This is a genomic window from Vibrio sp. M260112, assembly GCF_036533775.1.
Classification (GTDB): domain Bacteria; phylum Pseudomonadota; class Gammaproteobacteria; order Enterobacterales; family Vibrionaceae; genus Vibrio.
In genome coordinates, this window is the sequence record NZ_JATABH010000035.1 from 1 (window position 1) to 18,158 (window position 18,158).

17 protein-coding genes and 1 pseudogene are annotated in these 18,158 nt (G+C 45.7%); 11 read left to right on the forward strand and 7 right to left on the reverse strand.

From position 1 onward, the window contains the following. A pseudogene (locus QTN95_RS14190) lies at nucleotides 1-260 on the reverse strand (S-type Pyocin domain-containing protein); the annotation flags it as partial. A gap of 335 nt (nucleotides 261-595) precedes the next feature. Here QTN95_RS14190 and QTN95_RS14195 point away from each other — a divergent pair. From QTN95_RS14195 to QTN95_RS14215, 5 genes are all read left to right on the forward strand, one after another. Further along, nucleotides 596-1,183 carry an aminodeoxychorismate/anthranilate synthase component II gene (locus QTN95_RS14195; protein WP_138972813.1) on the forward strand — a complete coding sequence of 196 codons (588 nt, stop codon included), beginning with the start codon at nucleotides 596-598 and terminating at the stop codon, nucleotides 1,181-1,183. A gap of 401 nt (nucleotides 1,184-1,584) precedes the next feature. Next, nucleotides 1,585-2,799, forward strand: a complete 1,215-nt coding sequence (locus QTN95_RS14200; RefSeq protein ID WP_331417928.1) for an aspartate aminotransferase family protein — start codon at nucleotides 1,585-1,587, stop codon at nucleotides 2,797-2,799. 105 nt (nucleotides 2,800-2,904) lie between these two features. Beyond that, on the forward strand, nucleotides 2,905-3,924 hold the full coding sequence (gene astA / locus QTN95_RS14205; RefSeq protein WP_138972761.1) for an arginine N-succinyltransferase: 1,020 nt from the start codon (nucleotides 2,905-2,907) through the stop codon (nucleotides 3,922-3,924). Nucleotides 3,925-3,962: 38 nt separating this feature from the next. Next, the gene (astD, locus tag QTN95_RS14210; RefSeq protein ID WP_331417929.1) at nucleotides 3,963-5,420 is read left to right on the forward strand and encodes a succinylglutamate-semialdehyde dehydrogenase; all 1,458 of its coding nucleotides are present in this window, start codon (nucleotides 3,963-3,965) and stop codon (nucleotides 5,418-5,420) included. A 90-nt stretch (nucleotides 5,421-5,510) separates the two neighbouring features. Then, nucleotides 5,511-6,302, forward strand: coding sequence for a DUF1338 domain-containing protein (locus QTN95_RS14215; RefSeq protein WP_331417930.1), 792 nt, complete (start codon nucleotides 5,511-5,513; stop codon nucleotides 6,300-6,302). Between the two features lie 248 nt (nucleotides 6,303-6,550). Here QTN95_RS14215 and crp read toward each other — a convergent pair whose 3' ends face one another. The 6 genes from crp to QTN95_RS14245 form a co-directional block, all read right to left on the reverse strand. Further along, nucleotides 6,551-7,183 (reverse strand): cAMP-activated global transcriptional regulator CRP, encoded by a 633-nt coding sequence (gene crp / locus QTN95_RS14220; protein ID WP_004410522.1) that lies wholly within the window; start codon nucleotides 7,181-7,183, stop codon nucleotides 6,551-6,553. Between the two features lie 242 nt (nucleotides 7,184-7,425). Beyond that, on the reverse strand, nucleotides 7,426-8,295 hold the full coding sequence (locus QTN95_RS14225) for a phosphoribulokinase (protein ID WP_138972814.1): 870 nt from the start codon (nucleotides 8,293-8,295) through the stop codon (nucleotides 7,426-7,428). Between the two features lie 88 nt (nucleotides 8,296-8,383). After that, nucleotides 8,384-8,596 carry a YheU family protein gene (locus QTN95_RS14230; protein WP_138972764.1) on the reverse strand — a complete coding sequence of 71 codons (213 nt, stop codon included), beginning with the start codon at nucleotides 8,594-8,596 and terminating at the stop codon, nucleotides 8,384-8,386. Between the two features lie 41 nt (nucleotides 8,597-8,637). Then, a complete protein-coding gene (locus tag QTN95_RS14235; protein WP_331417931.1) occupies nucleotides 8,638-9,615 on the reverse strand; it encodes a hydrolase in 978 nt (325 codons plus the stop codon). Between the two features lie 9 nt (nucleotides 9,616-9,624). Continuing rightward, nucleotides 9,625-10,104 (reverse strand): TIGR02444 family protein, encoded by a 480-nt coding sequence (locus QTN95_RS14240; protein ID WP_138972766.1) that lies wholly within the window; start codon nucleotides 10,102-10,104, stop codon nucleotides 9,625-9,627. Further along, nucleotides 10,101-12,023, reverse strand: coding sequence for an ABC transporter ATP-binding protein (locus tag QTN95_RS14245; protein WP_138972767.1), 1,923 nt, complete (start codon nucleotides 12,021-12,023; stop codon nucleotides 10,101-10,103). Before QTN95_RS14245 ends, QTN95_RS14240 begins: the two co-directional genes overlap by 4 nt. 159 nt (nucleotides 12,024-12,182) lie before the next feature. Here QTN95_RS14245 and kefG point away from each other — a divergent pair, with 159 nt between their 5' ends. The 6 genes from kefG (at nucleotide 12,183) to QTN95_RS14275 (ending at nucleotide 17,974) form a co-directional block, all read left to right on the forward strand. Continuing rightward, complete coding sequence (gene kefG / locus QTN95_RS14250) at nucleotides 12,183-12,770, forward strand: glutathione-regulated potassium-efflux system ancillary protein KefG (protein ID WP_331417932.1); 588 nt, start codon at nucleotides 12,183-12,185, stop codon at nucleotides 12,768-12,770. Then, nucleotides 12,760-14,556, forward strand: coding sequence for a glutathione-regulated potassium-efflux system protein KefB (gene kefB, locus QTN95_RS14255; protein ID WP_138972769.1), 1,797 nt, complete (start codon nucleotides 12,760-12,762; stop codon nucleotides 14,554-14,556). The genes kefG and kefB overlap by 11 nt, the downstream gene beginning before the upstream one ends. Before the next feature lie 16 nt (nucleotides 14,557-14,572). Continuing rightward, nucleotides 14,573-14,767 carry a YheV family putative zinc ribbon protein gene (locus tag QTN95_RS14260; protein ID WP_138972770.1) on the forward strand — a complete coding sequence of 65 codons (195 nt, stop codon included), beginning with the start codon at nucleotides 14,573-14,575 and terminating at the stop codon, nucleotides 14,765-14,767. Between the two features lie 93 nt (nucleotides 14,768-14,860). Beyond that, nucleotides 14,861-15,442, forward strand: coding sequence for a peptidylprolyl isomerase (gene slyD / locus QTN95_RS14265; protein WP_138972771.1), 582 nt, complete (start codon nucleotides 14,861-14,863; stop codon nucleotides 15,440-15,442). A gap of 101 nt (nucleotides 15,443-15,543) precedes the next feature. Next, the gene (locus QTN95_RS14270; protein ID WP_331417933.1) at nucleotides 15,544-16,485 is read left to right on the forward strand and encodes an isoaspartyl peptidase/L-asparaginase family protein; all 942 of its coding nucleotides are present in this window, start codon (nucleotides 15,544-15,546) and stop codon (nucleotides 16,483-16,485) included. A gap of 172 nt (nucleotides 16,486-16,657) precedes the next feature. Continuing rightward, the gene (locus tag QTN95_RS14275; RefSeq protein WP_331417934.1) at nucleotides 16,658-17,974 is read left to right on the forward strand and encodes an adenylosuccinate synthase; all 1,317 of its coding nucleotides are present in this window, start codon (nucleotides 16,658-16,660) and stop codon (nucleotides 17,972-17,974) included. Nucleotides 17,975-18,158: the final 184 nt, after the last annotated feature.

Here is an 18,158-nt window from a genome sequence, read left to right on the forward strand (position 1 = left end):
AGGTTGTCGCGAACATGGGGATTTAACTCCCAATCTGAATGATCTAAGCCATCGCTCTCTTTTATCAACAGCGGAACTCGCGGAGAATCATTGAGTAGCAGCAAATGGCCTTGCTGTAATTGCTCAATAAATCGCTCATATCCCATGCCGGATGGGGTTACCTCTTTGAGTTCACTTTCAGACAATGAGTCAAAATCCCCTTCCACTTGCTGAAATTCGTGCGCCATCAAATGGATAAGTTTAACGGTCTTATACCCCACGCTATGCCATATTGAGTTGTTTATGAGTGACTCAAAGGTTACCTAGCTTGTGCTTTTATATCCATAGTTCAGATATAAAATCAATTGAATAGATGTCACATGTGTCGCAATTAAACTTCCTTTGTATCAATACTTTATAAAAAATGACACGTACACTGCTCGGTTAATCTGTTCTACGTTTTTCATCATAAAAATCATATCGACTTGTAGGGGCTTTTACGCTTCATTGGTAGTTGAGTCGGAAATTACCTTTATGATAACGCTTGCCTTTCTTTCCTCATATTGCACAATACCCGCCCTTAACCACTAAATTTGTCAACGCTAGTCCTGAAGTCATGCTGCTGATTATCGATAATTACGACTCCTTTACTTACAACCTTTACCAGTACTTCTGTGAACTGGGTGCAGAGGTTAAAGTTGTGCGCAATGATGAAATCACCCTTGATGAAATTGAAGCCTTAGCCCCGACTCATTTGGTTATATCTCCAGGGCCTTGTACTCCCAATGAGGCGGGTATCTCTCTAGATGCGATCAAACACTTTTCAACCAAGCTACCGATTCTAGGTGTTTGCTTGGGACATCAGGCGATTGCGCAAGTGTTTGGTGGTGAAGTTGTGCGAGCGCGTCAGGTGATGCATGGTAAAACCTCGCCAATTCGCCATAACGATCGCAGTGTCTTTGCTGGCTTGAATAATCCGCTGACGGTCACTCGATACCATTCATTGGTGGTGAAAAACGGAACGTTACCTGACTGTTTTGAGCTGACCGCTTGGACCGAGTTCGAAGACGGTTCAATGGATGAGATCATGGGTTACCAGCACAAGTCTTTACCGATTGATGCAGTTCAGTTTCACCCTGAGTCGATTAAAACGGAGCAGGGACACCAGATCTTGGCTAACTTTCTCGCTCGAAAACCGATTTAAACGCTCTATTTCTCTTTATCTTATCCAGACAAAGCCGGACTTAGATCACTTTTCTTAACATTTCTTTCATATTTCCCATCGCGAATATTATGTGAAAAAGTATGCGTGATCTTTACCTCGCCTACGTTAGACCCCTTATCCGAACTATGATTAACCATAGCTTATCGCACCTATAAGAATATATTGCTTCATAAAAGTCGCAGCGTGATGCATAAATACTCAGAGGTGATGAGTATTGGGCTCCGTATCGGGTGCTAAAAAGAATAAATCACTATTGAAATGGTTAATTAAATGTAAATACAATGCCGTGATTGCTTAATGGCAAAACAATATCTTATTTCATTGATTGGAAGTAAGGACACCATATTCGCTATGCATGCGGTATCTAGAGGGAATGTGCAATGACTGAACAAAATAAAGTAGAACGCGGTTTGTTTGATGAGGTAATGGTACCTTGTTATAACCCAATGGAAATGATTCCAGTCAAAGGCGAGGGTGCTCGAGTTTGGGATCAGCAAGGCACAGAATATATCGACTTTGCGGGTGGTATTGCCGTGAGCTGCTTAGGTCATTGTCACCCAGCGATGGTCAATGCACTGACTGATCAAGCTCAGAAGATTTGGCACTTAAGTAATGTTATGACTAATGAGCCAGCTCTGCGTTTAGCGAAAAAGCTAACAGAGGTGAGCTTTGCGGAAAAAGTATTCTTCGCGAACTCTGGCGCAGAAGCCAACGAAGCAGCTCTGAAGCTTGCCCGTCGTTACTCAGCAGATAAGTTTGGTCCAGAAAAATCAGAAATTATCGCCTTCAAACAAGGCTTCCACGGTCGTACATTCTTTACGGTAACTGTGGGTGGTCAAGCGGCATACTCGGACGGTTTTGGTCCTAAACCAGGCGATGTTACACACCTACCATACAATGATGTAGAAGCTCTACGTGAGCATATCTCAGATCGTACGTGTGCAATCATGATGGAGCCACTGCAAGGCGAAGGTGGCATCATCTCTCCAACCGATGAATTTGTTCAAACGGTTCGTGAATTGTGTGATAAACACAATGCTCTACTTATTTTCGATGAAGTACAAACAGGTAATGGCCGTACCGGTCATTTCTACGCATACCAAGGTCTAGGCGTAACGCCAGATATCCTGAGCACAGCGAAGTCGCTTGGTGGCGGTTTCCCTATCGGCGCAATGCTAACGACGACAGAGCTAGCTCAACATCTGAAAGTGGGTACTCATGGTTCTACATATGGCGGTAACCCATTAGCGTGTGCCGTTGCTGAAGCCGTCGTGGATGTGGTGAGCGCACCAGAAACATTAGCGGGTGTTGCAGAGCGTGAAGTTTTGTTCCGTGAAGGACTAGCGAAACTGAACGACAAGTACAACATGTTCTCTGAAGTTCGTGGTAAAGGTCTGCTGCTTGGTGCGGCATTGAATGATGAATGGCAAGGTCGTGCTCGTGACGTACTTGTTGCGGCGGGCAAAGAAGGTCTAATGGTGCTGGTAGCAGGAACAAACGTTGTTCGCTTCACCCCATCACTAGTCATCACTAAAGAAGAAATTGAAGAAGGTCTAGCAAGACTGGATAAAGCTCTAGCGACGCTAGTTAAATAAGAATAAAAGCTTCGAGTTACGAGTAGCGAGATAGCGGTTTCTAGTCTCGTTACTCGCTACTTTTCGACTCGAAACTTAAGTTACTTGCATCAGGAGGGAGTATCGATGCTGGTTGTTCGCCCTATCGCAATGTCGGACTACGATGCGCTGCACACGTGCGCAGTGGAATCTGGTCACGGATTCACATCTCTACCAATTAACGAAGAACTGTTAAAAAACAGAATTACTCATTCAGAGTACAGCTTTACTAAGCCTGACGTAACCTCACCGGGTGACGAAGGTTATCTAATGGTTGGCTTTGATAGTGAGACTGGCGAAGTTGCTGGTTGTACAGGTATCGAAGCGTCCATCGGTTGGGATGTTCCTTTTTACTCATACCATATTAGTACCATCGTTCACGCATCAGCTAAGCTAGGCGTAAACAACGTCGTGAAGCTGCTGACATTTGGTAACAACTACACGGGTTGTAGCGAGATCTGTACTCTGTTCTTACGCCCAGACTTCCGTCGTGGTTTGAATGGTCGTTTAATGTCTAAATGTCGTTTTTTAATGATGGCTGAGCATCCACACCGTTTCTCGAAAACGGTATTTGCTGAAATGCGCGGCGTCTCAGATGCAGAAGGCAACTCACCATTCTGGCAATGGCTACAAGAACATTTCTTCTCCATTGACTTCACAATGGCGGATTACCTTACAGGTATAGGTAAGAAAGGCTTTATCGCTGACCTAATGCCTAAACTACCAATCTACATCAACTTGCTAAGTAAAGAAGCACAGGCAGTGATTGGTCAAGTACACGAAAATACTAAACCCGCTTTACGCTTATTAGAGAAAGAGGGCTTTACTTGCCGTAACTACGTCGACATCTTCGATGGCGGCCCGACGGTAGAGTGTGATGTGCGCAATATTGAATCGGTGCGTCACTCCTTCCGAGCCAAAGTGACGATCGCGGAACATTCAAGTTCTCAAGACTACTTAATCTCAAACACTTCGTTTGAAGATTTCCGCGCGACGGCAACGAAAGCCGCTTATGACCAAGCTTCAGAGACAGTTATTCTTTCTCCAGAAGTGGCGCACGCGCTGAGAGTTGGTGAAGGCGAATTCGTTCGCATGTTGGCTCAGTAATAGAGCCAGATATTACGCAGAATCTGAAGGAACATATTATGACACATTGGATTGCCGGAGAGTGGGTAGCAGGTCTGGGTGAGTCAATGAACTCAACCAGCCCTTACAACAACGAAGTAATCTGGCAGGGCGAGAGTGCAACGCCAGAGCAAGTTGAACAGGCGGTTTCTGCCGCGCGTAATGCATTTGTTGGCTGGAAAAAACTAAGTTTTGAAGAACGTGAAGCCTTCGTACTCGCTTTTGCCGAAAAGGTAAAAGAGAACAGCGAAGAAATCGCGCAGATTATCGCGAAAGAAACGGGTAAACCAATTTGGGAAACTCGTACTGAAGCAGCAGCAATGGCTGGCAAGATCGCAATTTCGATCCGTGCTTATCATGAGCGTACTGGCGAAGCACAGCGTGAAGCTGCGGGTAACCAAATTGTTTTGCGTCACCGTCCACTAGGCGTGATGGCTGTGTTTGGTCCATACAACTTCCCAGGTCATCTACCAAATGGTCACATCGTGCCTGCATTGCTTGCAGGTAATACAGTTGTATTCAAACCTTCTGAGCAGACGCCATTTACGGGTGAATTTGCCATGAAGCTGTGGGATCAGGTTGGCTTGCCAAAAGGTGTCATCAACCTTGTCCAAGGTGCGAAAGAGACAGGTATCGCTCTAGCCAGTTCTAAAGGGCTAGATGGCGTTCTCTTTACGGGCAGTGCCAATACTGGTCACATCCTTCACCGTCAGTTCGCAGGTCAGCCGGGCAAAATGCTGGCTCTAGAGATGGGGGGTAACAACCCTATGGTTATCTCTGAAAATTACGGTGATCTGGACGCAACGGTTTATACCATTATTCAATCTGCATTCATTAGTGCTGGCCAGCGTTGTACATGTGCTCGTCGCCTATATGTTCCTGTTGGTGAGAAGGGTGATCTATTGGTCAATAAGCTTGTACAAGCGACCAATAAGATTCGCGTCGATCAGCCATTCGCAGAACCTGCACCATTCATGGGGCCGCAGATTTCTAAAGCAGCGGCAGACTTTATCCTTGCTGCACAGGCAAACTTGCAAACACTGGGTGGTGTCAGTTTGGTTGAAGCGAAAGCGGGTGAAGCCGCCTTTGTTACTCCGGGTATTATTGACGTTACTGCGATTGCAGAGCTACCTGATGAAGAGTACTTTGGCCCTCTGCTACAGGTCGTACGCTACCAAGGTCTGGAAAAAGCGGTTGAACTTGCCAACGACACACGCTTTGGGTTATCTGCTGGCCTAGTCTCGACAGACGATAGCGAGTGGAACTACTTTGTTGACCATATTCGTGCAGGCATCGTTAACCGTAACCGTCAGCTAACTGGAGCAAGTGGTGATGCACCGTTCGGTGGTCCAGGCGCTTCTGGCAACCTAAGACCAAGTGCTTACTATGCAGCGGATTACTGTGCGTACCCAATGGCTTCGATGGAAGGTGGCGAGACACTTCTTCCTGAAACATTAAGCCCAGGTGTTGAACTGTAGAGCGTGAAGTTCGATTAGATATTTCCCTTTTTGCCTCCCTGAGCCAGGAGGCATTTTTGAACGTAAACAACCCCTATACAAGGAGGCGTTATGACGCCAGATGTTTTATTCCAGCAGTTATGGAATGACTATATTCAACGCTTGTGTCCCTCTGCTGAAAAAGTACACCAACTTCTGCAAGAAGACGAAGCATTGATCAATGACCATATTGCATTACGTACTTTCAACGTTGAGCCGTTAGGTATCGCGACTCTAGCACAACCTTTTCTAGATGCTGGCTACAAGCCGTGTGGCGATTACGTTTTTGAAAGCAAAAAGCTCGCGGCGAAACATTTTGAACATCCCGATCCAAAACAGCCAAAAGTATTTATCAGTGAACTAAAAGTTGATGAGTGTTCTAGTGAACTTCAAGCGATTGTTACCAAGCTAGTCGAGCAAGTAGACACCGATAAGCTAAAAGGTCATGAGTTCTTGTATGGTGGCCGACTATGGGATATTAGTCATGCGGATTACCAGACGCTGGCTAAAGAAAGCGAATACGCGGCTTGGTTAGCGGCACATGGCTACGGAGCAAACCACTTTACCGTAAGTGTGAACCAGCTTAATGCTTTTGATGAAGTGAAAGGTGTGAATGATCATCTGCGCTCTGCCGGCTTTACTATCAATGAGTTTGGTGGTGAAGTAAAAGGCACGCCAGAAGTGTTGCTTGAGCAATCTTCAACGATGGCTGATAAAGTGCCGGTTCAGTTTACTGAAGGTAGTGAAATCATCCCTGGAGGCTTCTACGAGTTTGCTAAACGTTACCCAATGCCTAATGGTGAGCTTTACCCAGGATTTGTGGCAGCGTCTGCTGACAAGATCTTCGAAAGCACTAACGGGTAAAGAGCAGAAGCGAGAGTCGAGACCGGACTTCGTCCTGCGAGCATTTAGAACGGGCTGCGCCCTTCGAGAACACTGCGTTCCGAGATGGGGCTTCAAAAGATAGTGGCGGGTAGAAGTTGATAACAGCTTTGTGGTTAAAGGTGTTGACGAAACTAGTCCCCAATAAGCCATAATTTTCTCGATTCTCGAAAACAAAAAGCCACCAATGTTTCCATTGGTGGCTTTTATAATTTAGTGCTTAATCGAAATTAACGAGTACCGTAAACAACGATTGTTTTACCGTGTGCAGAAATTAGGTTCTGCTCTTCAAGCATCTTCAAGATACGGCCAACTGTTTCGCGAGAACAGCCAACGATTTGACCAATCTCTTGGCGAGTGATCTTGATTTGCATGCCATCTGGGTGAGTCATTGCATCAGGTTGCTTCGCTAGGTTTAGTAGCGTTTGAGCAATACGACCCGTTACGTCTAGGAATGCTAGATCGCCCACTTTTTGGCTCGTCACTTGTAGACGACTTGCCATCTGCGCTGAAAGGCGCATTAAGATATCTGGGTTCACTTGGATAAGCTGACGGAACTTCTTGAATGAGATTTCCGCAACTTCACAAGGAGATTTTGCTCGAACCCATGCGGTACGCTCTTGGTCTTCTTCGAATAGACCAAGTTCACCGATGAAGTCACCTTGGTTTAGGTAAGAAAGGATCATCTCCTTACCTTCTTCGTCTTTGATAAGAACCGCAACAGAACCTTTAACAATGTAGTACAAAGTTTCCGCTTTCTCGCCCGCGTGAATTAGCGTGCTTTTTGAAGGGTACTTATGAATATGACAATGTGAAAGGAACCACTCTAATGTTGGGTCGGTTTGAGGTTTACCTAGAACCATAATATCTCACTTCCTCTGCAGGGTACGCTTGCCGCTTTCCATGTTTAAGCTAAGCCTTAATTAAGACCTACTAGGATAAGAGCACTTTATAAATGCTGCAAGCCAACTTATGTGTCGGTTACAAATAGTATCCTTTTTCTAGCATGATTTCTTGATTTTAATCGGGTACAACAGGCTTTTTGGCACGCAAAACTGTGCACATGATCACGGTATGAAAAGTAATCGTGTTCTAGTTGTGAGTCTTAACCGATTTTGCCCGTTTCTATCAATTGTTGCAGGATAGGGCGAACAATTAATTCCATCGCAAAACTCATTTTTCCGCCTGGTACAACAATGGTGTTGTGGCGTGACATAAACGAACCATCAATCATAGCCAGTAGGTATGGAAAATCGACATTCTTGATACCACGAAGTCGAATGACAACGAAACTTTCGTCCAAACTCGGTATCCCTTTCGCATTTAAAGGGTTTGATGTGTCAACGGTTGGAACGCGCTGAAAGTTGATATGAGTTCGGGAAAACTGTGGAGTAATATAGTTTAGATAGTCGTCCATTGAACGTACTATTGAGTCCATGACGGCTTCACGAGAATGACCGCGATCGCGAGTATCACGAACAAACTTTTGAATCCATTCTAAGTTGACGATCGGCACCATGCCTATTAGAAAGTCGACATGTTGTGCGACGTTAACGTCACCATCTACCACCCCCCCGTGTAGCCCTTCATAAAAGAGTACATTGGAGTTTTCGGGTAGGTCTTGCCAAGGCGTAAAAGTACCGGGCATCTGGTTATAAGGTACTGCCTCGTCAAACGTATGGAGGTAGCGACGTACCTGACCATTACCTTCGTGTCCGTATTTACGGAAAAACTCGGCTAGGCCACCAAAGTCGTTCGCTTGTGGGCCAAAGTAACTGATGTGACGGCCTTGCTCGCGAGCCTTACGGATTTCGACATCCATTTCAGGGCGAGTAAAGCGGTGGAAGCTATCCCCTTCGACCCACGCGGCTTTAACGTTCATCATATTGAACATTTTGCGGAAGGCTTCCGAGGTAGTCGTTGTGCCAGCGCCAGATGAACCAGTCACGGCAATAATAGGGTGTTTAGCGGACATGACAAACCTTGTCTGTAAGTTACATTCCATGAATCAATGCCCACTATAACATGCTTTAGCAGACATTGACTGTATGCAGTTCTCTAAATCAAAAACGGTTCTTTAGTTGGATATCGACACTTTCATGCAGTTCTGAATAAACCACAACCGCTTCCCCTGACTCTAGTTGAGAGTGGATTTGGTCAACTTTGTCTTGTAGTGAAACTTCGACATCACCATAGTCTGTTCCTTCGCGAAGAATAAACTCGCGTATCAGATTCTCCAGTGTCTCCGGTGCAATTTGTTGCCATGGGACGATCATAAAGACCTCTTCATTTTATGTTCGGTGAATTGTGCGCGCTATTATGCCGAAGCGGCAAGACTTTCATAGTAGGCAGGCAGAGCTTCTTCTAACCAAAATCTTGGCTTGAGTGCGCTACCTGTAACAAATCCCACATGGCCACCTTGTTCAAACAGCCGATAGTCGATGTTATCGGGCAGCACGTATTTGGGGATGACATCTTCGGTCATGAACGGGTCATCCTTGGCGTGGATGATCTGTGTTGGCAGCGTGATTTCTTTGAGTCGATGTATCCCTGAGCACTGGTGATAATAATCGGCTGCATCTTTGAAACCATGCAAAGGTGCGGTGATAAGGTCATCGAACTCGTACAATTTAGTGACACGCTTGATATTCTGATAGCTCAATCCCAACTCGCCTTTTAACAGATGGTGTTTTTGTAGAGCGTTTTTCTTTAGCGATGACAGCAAATAGCTTTTGTACAACTTGGAAAAGCCTTGCTCGATACGTTCTGAGCAGGCCGATAGGTCGAGTGGCGCAGAAACAATGGTTGCGGCATCGAGTAAAGGCTGGCTGTTGTAGGTAGCGAGATAGTTGGCCAGCATATTTCCACCCAAAGAAATGCCAACCGCGACCTTGGTCTGTGTTGGGAAACGTTGGTTGAGGTGCTCTAAGAAAAAGCGTGCGTCTTCCACCTCGCCGGAGTGATAGGCGCGGGCGAGTCTGTTGGGCTTACCACTACAGCCACGAAAATGCATCATCACAGAGAGCCAACCTTGTTTGGCGAAGGCATCCATTAGACCATTCGCATACGGACTGTAAAAACAGCCTTCCAAGCCGTGAAAAAGAACAAAAATAGGCTTATCAGTGTTTGATTGCTGATCGACGTTTTCACTCCAAGCAATATCAAGAAAGTCACCATCAGGCGTATCTAAAGTTTGCCAGACGGGTTCAAATAAGGCTTTCTTCCGAATAAATCGCGGTGCGAGTGTTTGTAGGTGAGGATTTGTTAATCCTTTAGCAGCAACAAATTGAGTCATAAAGGCTCTCTACAGGTTGGCAATGTTGTCTATGGGGTCGGCAAAGGCTGAATAGAGTTGTTCGCCACCTAATTGACGGCAGTAGCGCAAGGTCAGGGGTTCTGCGTGATTCGTACTCAATTCGATGGTGTTAATACAGTCAACCAGATCGGATTGTTGCTGCTTTTCTAGTTGCAACTCAAATTGGAGTGACTCGCGATACAGAGTATCAGGTAGGTGGAACTTCAACTTACGTCGTAACTCCCTATAGCTCAGAAGTAAGGCTTCGGAACGGCCTAAACACTCTTCTACGCGATGCCAGTCCTCTTCGCCAAAGCAGACCTGCTGTTCATCAAGCCACTTGAGTAACAACAGTAGGTTAACGTTGCCTTTAAATTGGTTTTGCAGATGTAAGCACGCCTCTTTTACTTCTCGCACGCTATAGTACTGTAGGCTAAATTGCCATAAGCGTTCGAGTGTTAGAGAAATTGAGGCGGGCTTTGAACTCATTGACTATTGAACTCCTGTTCCATCTGCTCTAGCTCTTCCTGTAGAGCCATCCACTCTATTTCGACCTCTTCAAGCAAGCTTTTACTTTCTGCTTGAAGTGCTAGTACTTGGTTAAGTTTAGCTTTATTTTCGGCGTCATAAAGTGAGTTATCTGATAATTGGGCCTCTGCTTGTGCCAAGGCTTCTCCCAACTTATCCATTTTCTCTTCAAGTTTTGTCAGGTTTTTGCGAATAGGTGCAGTCTGTTTGCGAAATTCTGCTTCACGGCGTTTTTGGTCTTTTTTCGCCGCCGCACTGTTTTCAGACTTTTTCTCTGGTTGTTGTGCTTGCGCTTCACGGCGTTCCGATTTTTGTTGTTCAGTCAGCCACTTGTAGTAATCGTTTAGGTCACCATCAAATGGAGCCACTTGGCGATCGTGAACCAAGTAAAGATCGTCTGTTGTCGCACGAAGTAAGTAGCGGTCGTGGGAAACAATGACCATTGCGCCTTCAAACGTTTGTAGCGCCATAGTTAAGGCTTGACGCATATCGAGATCGAGGTGGTTGGTTGGTTCATCGAGAAGTAAAAGGTTTGGTTTTTGCCAAACAATCAGAGCGAGAACAAGACGCGCTTTTTCACCGCCAGAGAAGGGGGCTACTTTTTCTAGTGCTTTATCACCCTGAAAGCCAAAACTGCCGAGGTAGTTACGTAGCTCGAGTTCGTTTTTGTCAGGCGCAATTTGCATCATGTGTTGCAGAGGGGTTTCCTCTGGGTGCAAAGTTTCTAGCTGATGCTGCGCAAAGTAGCCAATCTTAACCCCTTGAGAGTAGGTTAAGTCACCACCTTGAGGTTTGAGTTCTCGAGAAAGGAGCTTAATCAGGGTCGATTTACCCGCACCATTACGTCCAAGTAAGCCAATTCGACTACCAGGCACCAAGTTAAGGCGAATCTTTTCTAAAATCAGATTGTCACTATATCCCGCCGAGACTTCGTCCATCATGATGATTGGGTTAGGAAGTGCATCAGGATCGCGGAACTGGAAACTGAATGGGTTATCCAACTGTGCGGGCAGAACTTTCTCCATGCGCTCCAGCGCTTTGATTCGGCTTTGAGCTTGACGCGCTTTCGAGGCTTTGTAGCGGAAACGGTCAATGTAGCTTTGCATGTGGGACATCTGCTTCTGCTGTTTCTCAAACTGAGCTTGTTGCAGAATCAGTTTTTGAGCACGTTGCTCTTCAAATGATGAGTAGTTACCCGTGTACTCATTTAGTCTTTGGTTCTCGACGTGGATGATTCGACCTACGATAGGATCTAAGAAATCTCGGTCGTGAGAGATAAGAACCAGCGTACCTGGGTAATTTTGTAGCCAACGTTCTAGCCACATAACCGCATCAAGGTCTAAGTGGTTGGTTGGCTCATCGAGTAGCAGTAGATCTGAGCGACATAGAAGAGCTTGTGCCAAGTTAAGACGCATACGCCAGCCGCCGGAGAACTGAGTTAAGTTCCAACTCATTTGCTGCTGGCTAAAACCAAGACCATCAAGAAGCTCCGCTGCTCGAGCACGAATGCTGTAGCCGCCAATGGTTTCTATTTGACCATGTATTTCAGCGACCAATGTGCCGTGATCTTTTTGCTCAGCATCGAGTAACTCCGATTCTAGACGGCGATACTCTCGGTCACCATCAATGACGTATTCAATGGCGCTGCGCTCTAACGCTGGGGTTTCCTGTGCTACCCAAGCCATCTCCCAATGTGCGGGTTTGCTAAAGTTACCCGCATCAATAGAAAGTTCATCCTTGATCAGGGCGAATAGTGTCGATTTACCACAACCATTTTTTCCGACCAAACCGACTTTATCGCCAGGCTGGATGGTTGCTGAAGCTTGTTCAAGAAGTGGTTTACCACCGCGAAGAAGCTGGATGCCAGAGAAGGTAATCATAATCTTTTACTTTGTCGTTACTCGTATTGCGTCGAATAGTAGGGCACTTAACAAGCTATGTCGATCATTGCGTTATCACGACTAACAACGTATAACAAACTGATAACGATAAATAATGCTTAGTAGGCTATAAACAGTAAAAGGATTGCTGTCGAACGAATGCAAACTCTATCCTCCGATAAGCCCAAGGTATTGGTGTTGTATGCTCACCCTGAGTCACAAACGTCTGTGGCTAACCAAATGATGATCAAGAAAATAGAATCGCTTGATCACGTCACTGTGCACGATCTTTATGCACATTATCCAGACTTCTTTGTTGATGTCAGTGCTGAACAAAAATTACTGGCTGAGCATGATGTGATTGTCTTCCACCATCCGCTCTTTATGTATTCCTGTCCTGCGTTGCTTAAAGAGTGGCTAGACCGTGTTATTGGAAAAGGCTTTGCCTTTGGTAAAGGTGAAGCTTTAAAGGGTAAATATTGGCGAAGCGTGATCACGACGGGGGGCCAAGAAGGAGCTTTCGGTAAGACAGGTTATAACCGCTACCCGCTATCGGAAATTTTGCAACCATTTGAATTGACGGCGGCCTTGTGCCAGATGCATTGGATAGAACCACTGGTCTTGTACTGGGCACGAAATGTGTCTGAAATGGAACGTTGTCAGCATGCTGAGCGTTACCGCCTATGGCTGAGTGATCCACTTCGGAGTGAAGTGGCGGAGATGGTGGGAGGTGAAAATGGCGCTTGAGAATGATTTTCTACAGAGTAGCGTTATTTTTCTGACCGCAGCTGTTGTTGCTGTTCCTCTTGCTCAACGACTTGGTCTCGGTTCCGTTCTTGGCTATCTATTGGCGGGTGTTGCCATCGGCCCGTGGGGGCTTGGTTTAATCAAAGATGTCGACGCTATTCTTCATTTTGCTGAGTTTGGCGTGGTGTTGCTGCTGTTTCTGATTGGACTCGAATTAAATCCGAAAAAACTGCTTCAAATGAAAGGCCCTATCCTTGGATTAGGTGGTGCACAAGTCGTGGTGACAACCTCAGTCATCGCCAGCGTTGCCTATGTTGTGGGAGCATCTTGGCAAACCAGTTTAACTATTGGCATGGGACTCGCGTTGTCATCCACCGCTATCGCCTTAAAAGTCATTGAAGAGCAAGGTTTGGGAGGCAGTGAAACAGGTCAATCAGGTTTTGCGGTCTTACTATTTCAAGACATTGCTGTGATCCCAATGCTTGCACTGCTTCCTGTCTTAGCTGGGAATACCGCCGGAGATTGGCTTGATGCGATATGGATGCTTGCAGGCGTAGGGGGGTTATTAATTGGCGGCCACTTCCTACTGAGACCTCTGTTTCGATATGTTGTACTCAGTGGTGTACGTGAACTCTTTACCGTAGCTGCATTACTGCTTGTGATTGGCATTGCCTTATCAATGAAGCAACTTGGTCTGTCTATGGCGTTGGGGACGTTTCTTGCCGGGGTTCTCTTGGCGGAAAGTGAGTATCGACACGAGCTAGAAATTGCCATCGAACCGTTCAAAGGGCTGTTGCTTGGGTTGTTCTTTATCGCTGTTGGTATGGCGGTGAATCTTGGTCTGTTGGCTTTGCAACCCATTGCCGTGCTGTCTGCGGTCATTGGTTTAGTGGTTGTAAAAGGTCTGATTCTTTACCTACTTGCGCGTTTGTCTGGTAGTCGAGCGAAATCTCGCAGCAAAATGGCGGCAATTCTTAGTCAGGGTGGCGAGTTCGCATTCGTTATTTTTACCGCAGCAAGTAGTGAAGGATTACTCGACCAACAGCAAACCGCGTTTCTTTTGGTGGTGGTCAGTTTATCCATGGTCACGACGCCATTATTATTGATGGCACAAAGCCGCTGGTATGCACGAGGACTTAACACCGACCTTGAGGGTAGGTTGCAAAGTGATGTCGTCAACAAGCAGCCAAGAGTGATTATTGCGGGCTTTGGGCGTTTTGGGCAGATTGTCGGCCGTCTGATGTATGCCAACAAAATTAAAGTGACGGTACTCGAAAGTGATGCGAGCCAGATTAAGTTACTGCGTAAATATGGCTACAAAGTATTTTATGGTGACGCGACCCAACTTGACTTATTAAGAGCTGCCGGTGCGGATAAAGCTGAGGCAATGATAATCTGTACCGATTCACCTGATGAAATCATGAAGATTATTGGATTGTGTCAGACGCATTTTCCGCGCTTGAAACTATTAGCCCGAGCACGAAGTCGTGTTGAGGCATACCAATTACTGAGCCAAGGTGTTGACAGTTATTCCCGTGAGACCTTCTTAGGGGCGCTTGATCTTGGTCGACAGGCTCTCGTTAGTTTAGGTATGCACCCATATCAGGCAAAGAGAGCGGAAGCTCACTTTAGAAAACTTGATAATGCTATGCTGAAAGAGCTGCTTCCTCAGCATAATGATGATAAACAATTGGCCCAAAGAGCCAAAGAAGCCCGAAAAGAACTGGAAGAGATTTTTGGTCGTGAGTTAGAAAACGATCAGCAATCAAAAAACTTCTGGGATTAACAGTGAAACGAGAGAAATGAAGAAAAGATTTATCGCAGGCGCTAGTTGTCCAAAGTGTTCACAACAAGACACTTTACGCTGGTGGATAGAGAATAATATTGAATTAGTAGAGTGTGTTGAGTGCGGTCATCAGGATCAACGTACACCACAATCGGTTGATAGTAGCGACCATGGTGGGCAAAATATGATCGGTATTTTTAAGCCGGATTGATTGTGTTTCTCTAAATCATCCCCATAATATGCCCCGTAGAAAGTATGCCGACACTAACGAATGTTAGGGTCCTTTATCCTCCTTGGAGTCAATATGAAAATTGAAAAGAACGTAGTTGTAAGTCTTGCTTACCAAGTAAAACTGGAAGACGGTGTAGTCGTTGATCAATCTACAGCTGAAGCGCCACTAGATTACCTTCACGGCAATGACAACCTAATCACTGGTCTTGAAACAGCGCTAGAAGGTAAAGAAGCAGGTGCTAAGTTCTCTGTGACAGTTTCTCCAGAAGAAGCTTACGGTGAGCACAACGACGCACTAGTACAACGCGTTCCAGCGGAAGTATTCCAAGGTGTTGACCAGATTGAAGTAGGTATGCGTTTCCTAGCGGATACAGACCAAGGTCCAATCCCTGTTGAAGTAACAGAAGTTGATGGCGATGAAGTGGTTGTTGATGGCAACCACATGCTTGCAGGTCAAACGCTAACATTTGACGTGGAAGTTGTAGCGGTACGTGAAGCGACTCAAGAAGAAATCGAACACGGTCACGTTCATCAAGCGGGTGGCTGTGGTCATGACCATGACCACGAGGGTGGCTGTTGTGGTGGCGAAGGTCATGACCACGGTGCTGAGAAAAAAGATGGCTGCTGCGGTGGCGGTAGCTGTGGCTCACACTAATTGTTAGTGTCTAGCTAAGCGTTAGAGAAGGCGTTTCCCATTATGTTGGGAAGCGCCTTTTTTTATGATTAAACCCGCGAGATGTACTGGAGATATCGACGATGACTCAACCTTTCTCTATCGCTATTCATGGCGGTGCAGGGACTATTTTACGTGAGCAGATGAGTGAAGAGCTGAAAGCTTCGATTTTGGCCGATCTAGAAACGTCTGTTCGTGCTGGTCATAAAATACTACTCGAATCAGGCGATGCACTAGATGCGGTCGTCGCTGCGGTTAAGGCTTTAGAGGATTCGGTAAACTTCAACGCTGGTAGAGGATCTGTATTGACCCACAAAGAGATGGTTGAAATGGATGCTTCAGTCATGCACGGTAAAGAGCTAGATGCAGGCGCTGTTGCTGGAGTTCGTCATGTTCGCAATCCCATTGAGCTTGCGCGTGATGTTATGAAAAACAGCAATCATGTATTGCTGATTGGCGACGGAGCAGAGGAGTTCGCTTTTGAACTCGGCTATGAGTATACCGAGCAAGACTACTTTTTCACCGAGCGTCGCTATGAGCAGCTACTGTCAATGAAAGAGAAAGGGCTCTTTGCTCTCTCAGAATCTAAATACCCAGATGATAAAAAATACGGCACCGTTGGCGCCGTGGCCTTAGATCAGTATGGAAATCTAGCCGCAGCGACAAGCACTGGTGGCATCACCAACAAAAAGTATGGTCGTGTTGGTGATTCATCGATCATTGGTGCGGGAACTTACGCAGAGAATGGTAATGTTGCGGTCTCAACAACCGGTATGGGTGAATACTTTATTCGTAAAACGGTCGCTGGTGATGTAGCAGCTAGAATGCGTTATTTGAAACAAGATGTTCATACCGCGTGTGAAACCGTTATTCAGGGTGAATTAAAACAAATGGGTGGGGAAGGCGGCTTAATCGCAGTTGATGCTCAAGGAGAGCTACATTACTCGATGAATAGCTCGGGAATGTATCGCGCAGGTATCGATGTTAATGGTGATTTGACCGTTAAAATCTATGCTGATGAATAGCCCAAAAAAAGACGATAGCTCTAAAAGTTTACCTAACGGACTGATTTATTTCGGCCTTATATTAATCTCTAATGGAATAGCACCATATTACACTTGCATGATTAAAAAATGACTGCAAGAAATGTGATTCGGTGCTAGAATCCATTTTTAACTAGCAATCAGAACTGGAAAGATGGGAAATAACGTAGTCGTTCTAGGCACCCAATGGGGTGACGAAGGTAAAGGTAAAATTGTTGACCTTTTAACTGAAGATGCAAAATATGTGGTTCGTTACCAAGGCGGTCACAATGCAGGCCACACTCTAGTCATTGACGGTCAAAAAACCGTTCTTCACTTGATTCCATCAGGTATCCTTCGCGATAACATCAAATGTGTTATCGGCAATGGTGTTGTACTATCACCTGAAGCTTTAATTAAAGAAATGAAGCCTCTAGAAGAGCGCGGTATTCCGGTGCGTGAGCGTCTTTTCGTTTCTGAAGCTTGTCCTCTAATTCTTCCTTACCATATCGCTATTGACCAAGCGCGTGAAATCGCTCGTGGTAACAAAGCAATTGGTACAACGGGTCGTGGTATCGGTCCAGCTTACGAAGATAAAGTTGCTCGTCGCGGTCTACGTGTTGGCGACCTATTCGATAAAGAAGTATTCGCAGAGAAGCTAAAAGAAGTAATGGAATTCCATAACTTCCAGCTAGAGCACTTCTACAAAGCTGAAACAGTAAGCTATGACGAAGTTCTAGAGCAATGCATGGGTTACGCTGACCTACTTACTTCTATGGTTATCGACGTAACTAATGAACTTGATGCAGCACGTAAGCGCGGCGACAAGATCATGTTTGAAGGTGCTCAAGGCACACTACTAGATATCGACCACGGTACATACCCATACGTAACTTCTTCTAACACAACTGCTGGTGGCGTTGCTGCGGGTTCTGGTTTCGGTCCTCGTCACATCGGTTACATTCTTGGTATTACTAAAGCGTACTGTACTCGCGTAGGTTCTGGTCCATTCCCAACAGAACTTTACGATGGTCTAGATAAGCAAGACCCAGTAGGTAAGCACCTTGGTAGTGTTGGTCAAGAGTTCGGCGCGACAACGGGTCGTCTACGTCGTACTGGTTGGTTCGATGCTGTTGCAATGCGCCGTGCGGTACAAATCAACTCTATTTCTGGTTTCTGTCTAACTAAACTAGACGTTCTAGATGGTTTGGAAGAGCTAAAAATCTGTACTGGCTACAAGATGAAAGATGGTTCTATCCTAGAAGTTTCTCCAATGGCTGCAGAAGCATTTGAAGAAGCGACACCAATCTACGAAACTATGCCAGGTTGGTCAGAGAACACATTTGGCGCGACATCTATTGATGCGCTACCAAAAGCGGCTCTAGATTACATCAAGCGTATTGAAGAGCTAACAGACGTAACGGTAGATATCATCTCTACTGGTCCTGACCGTAACGAAACAATCATCAAGGTTCACCCATTCGAATCTTAATTATTGATTGTTATCAGTTATTAGAAACCGGTGCTAAGCACCGGTTTTTTTATATCTATTTTTCTTGCGATTCTCGATACTTATGGCAACAATTTGCCATAGAGCGGCAATTTTGATTAAAGAGTTAGCACCAATTGCCGATACTAGTATCAAGCTTGCCGCGTAAGTGGCAAATCTGATGCTG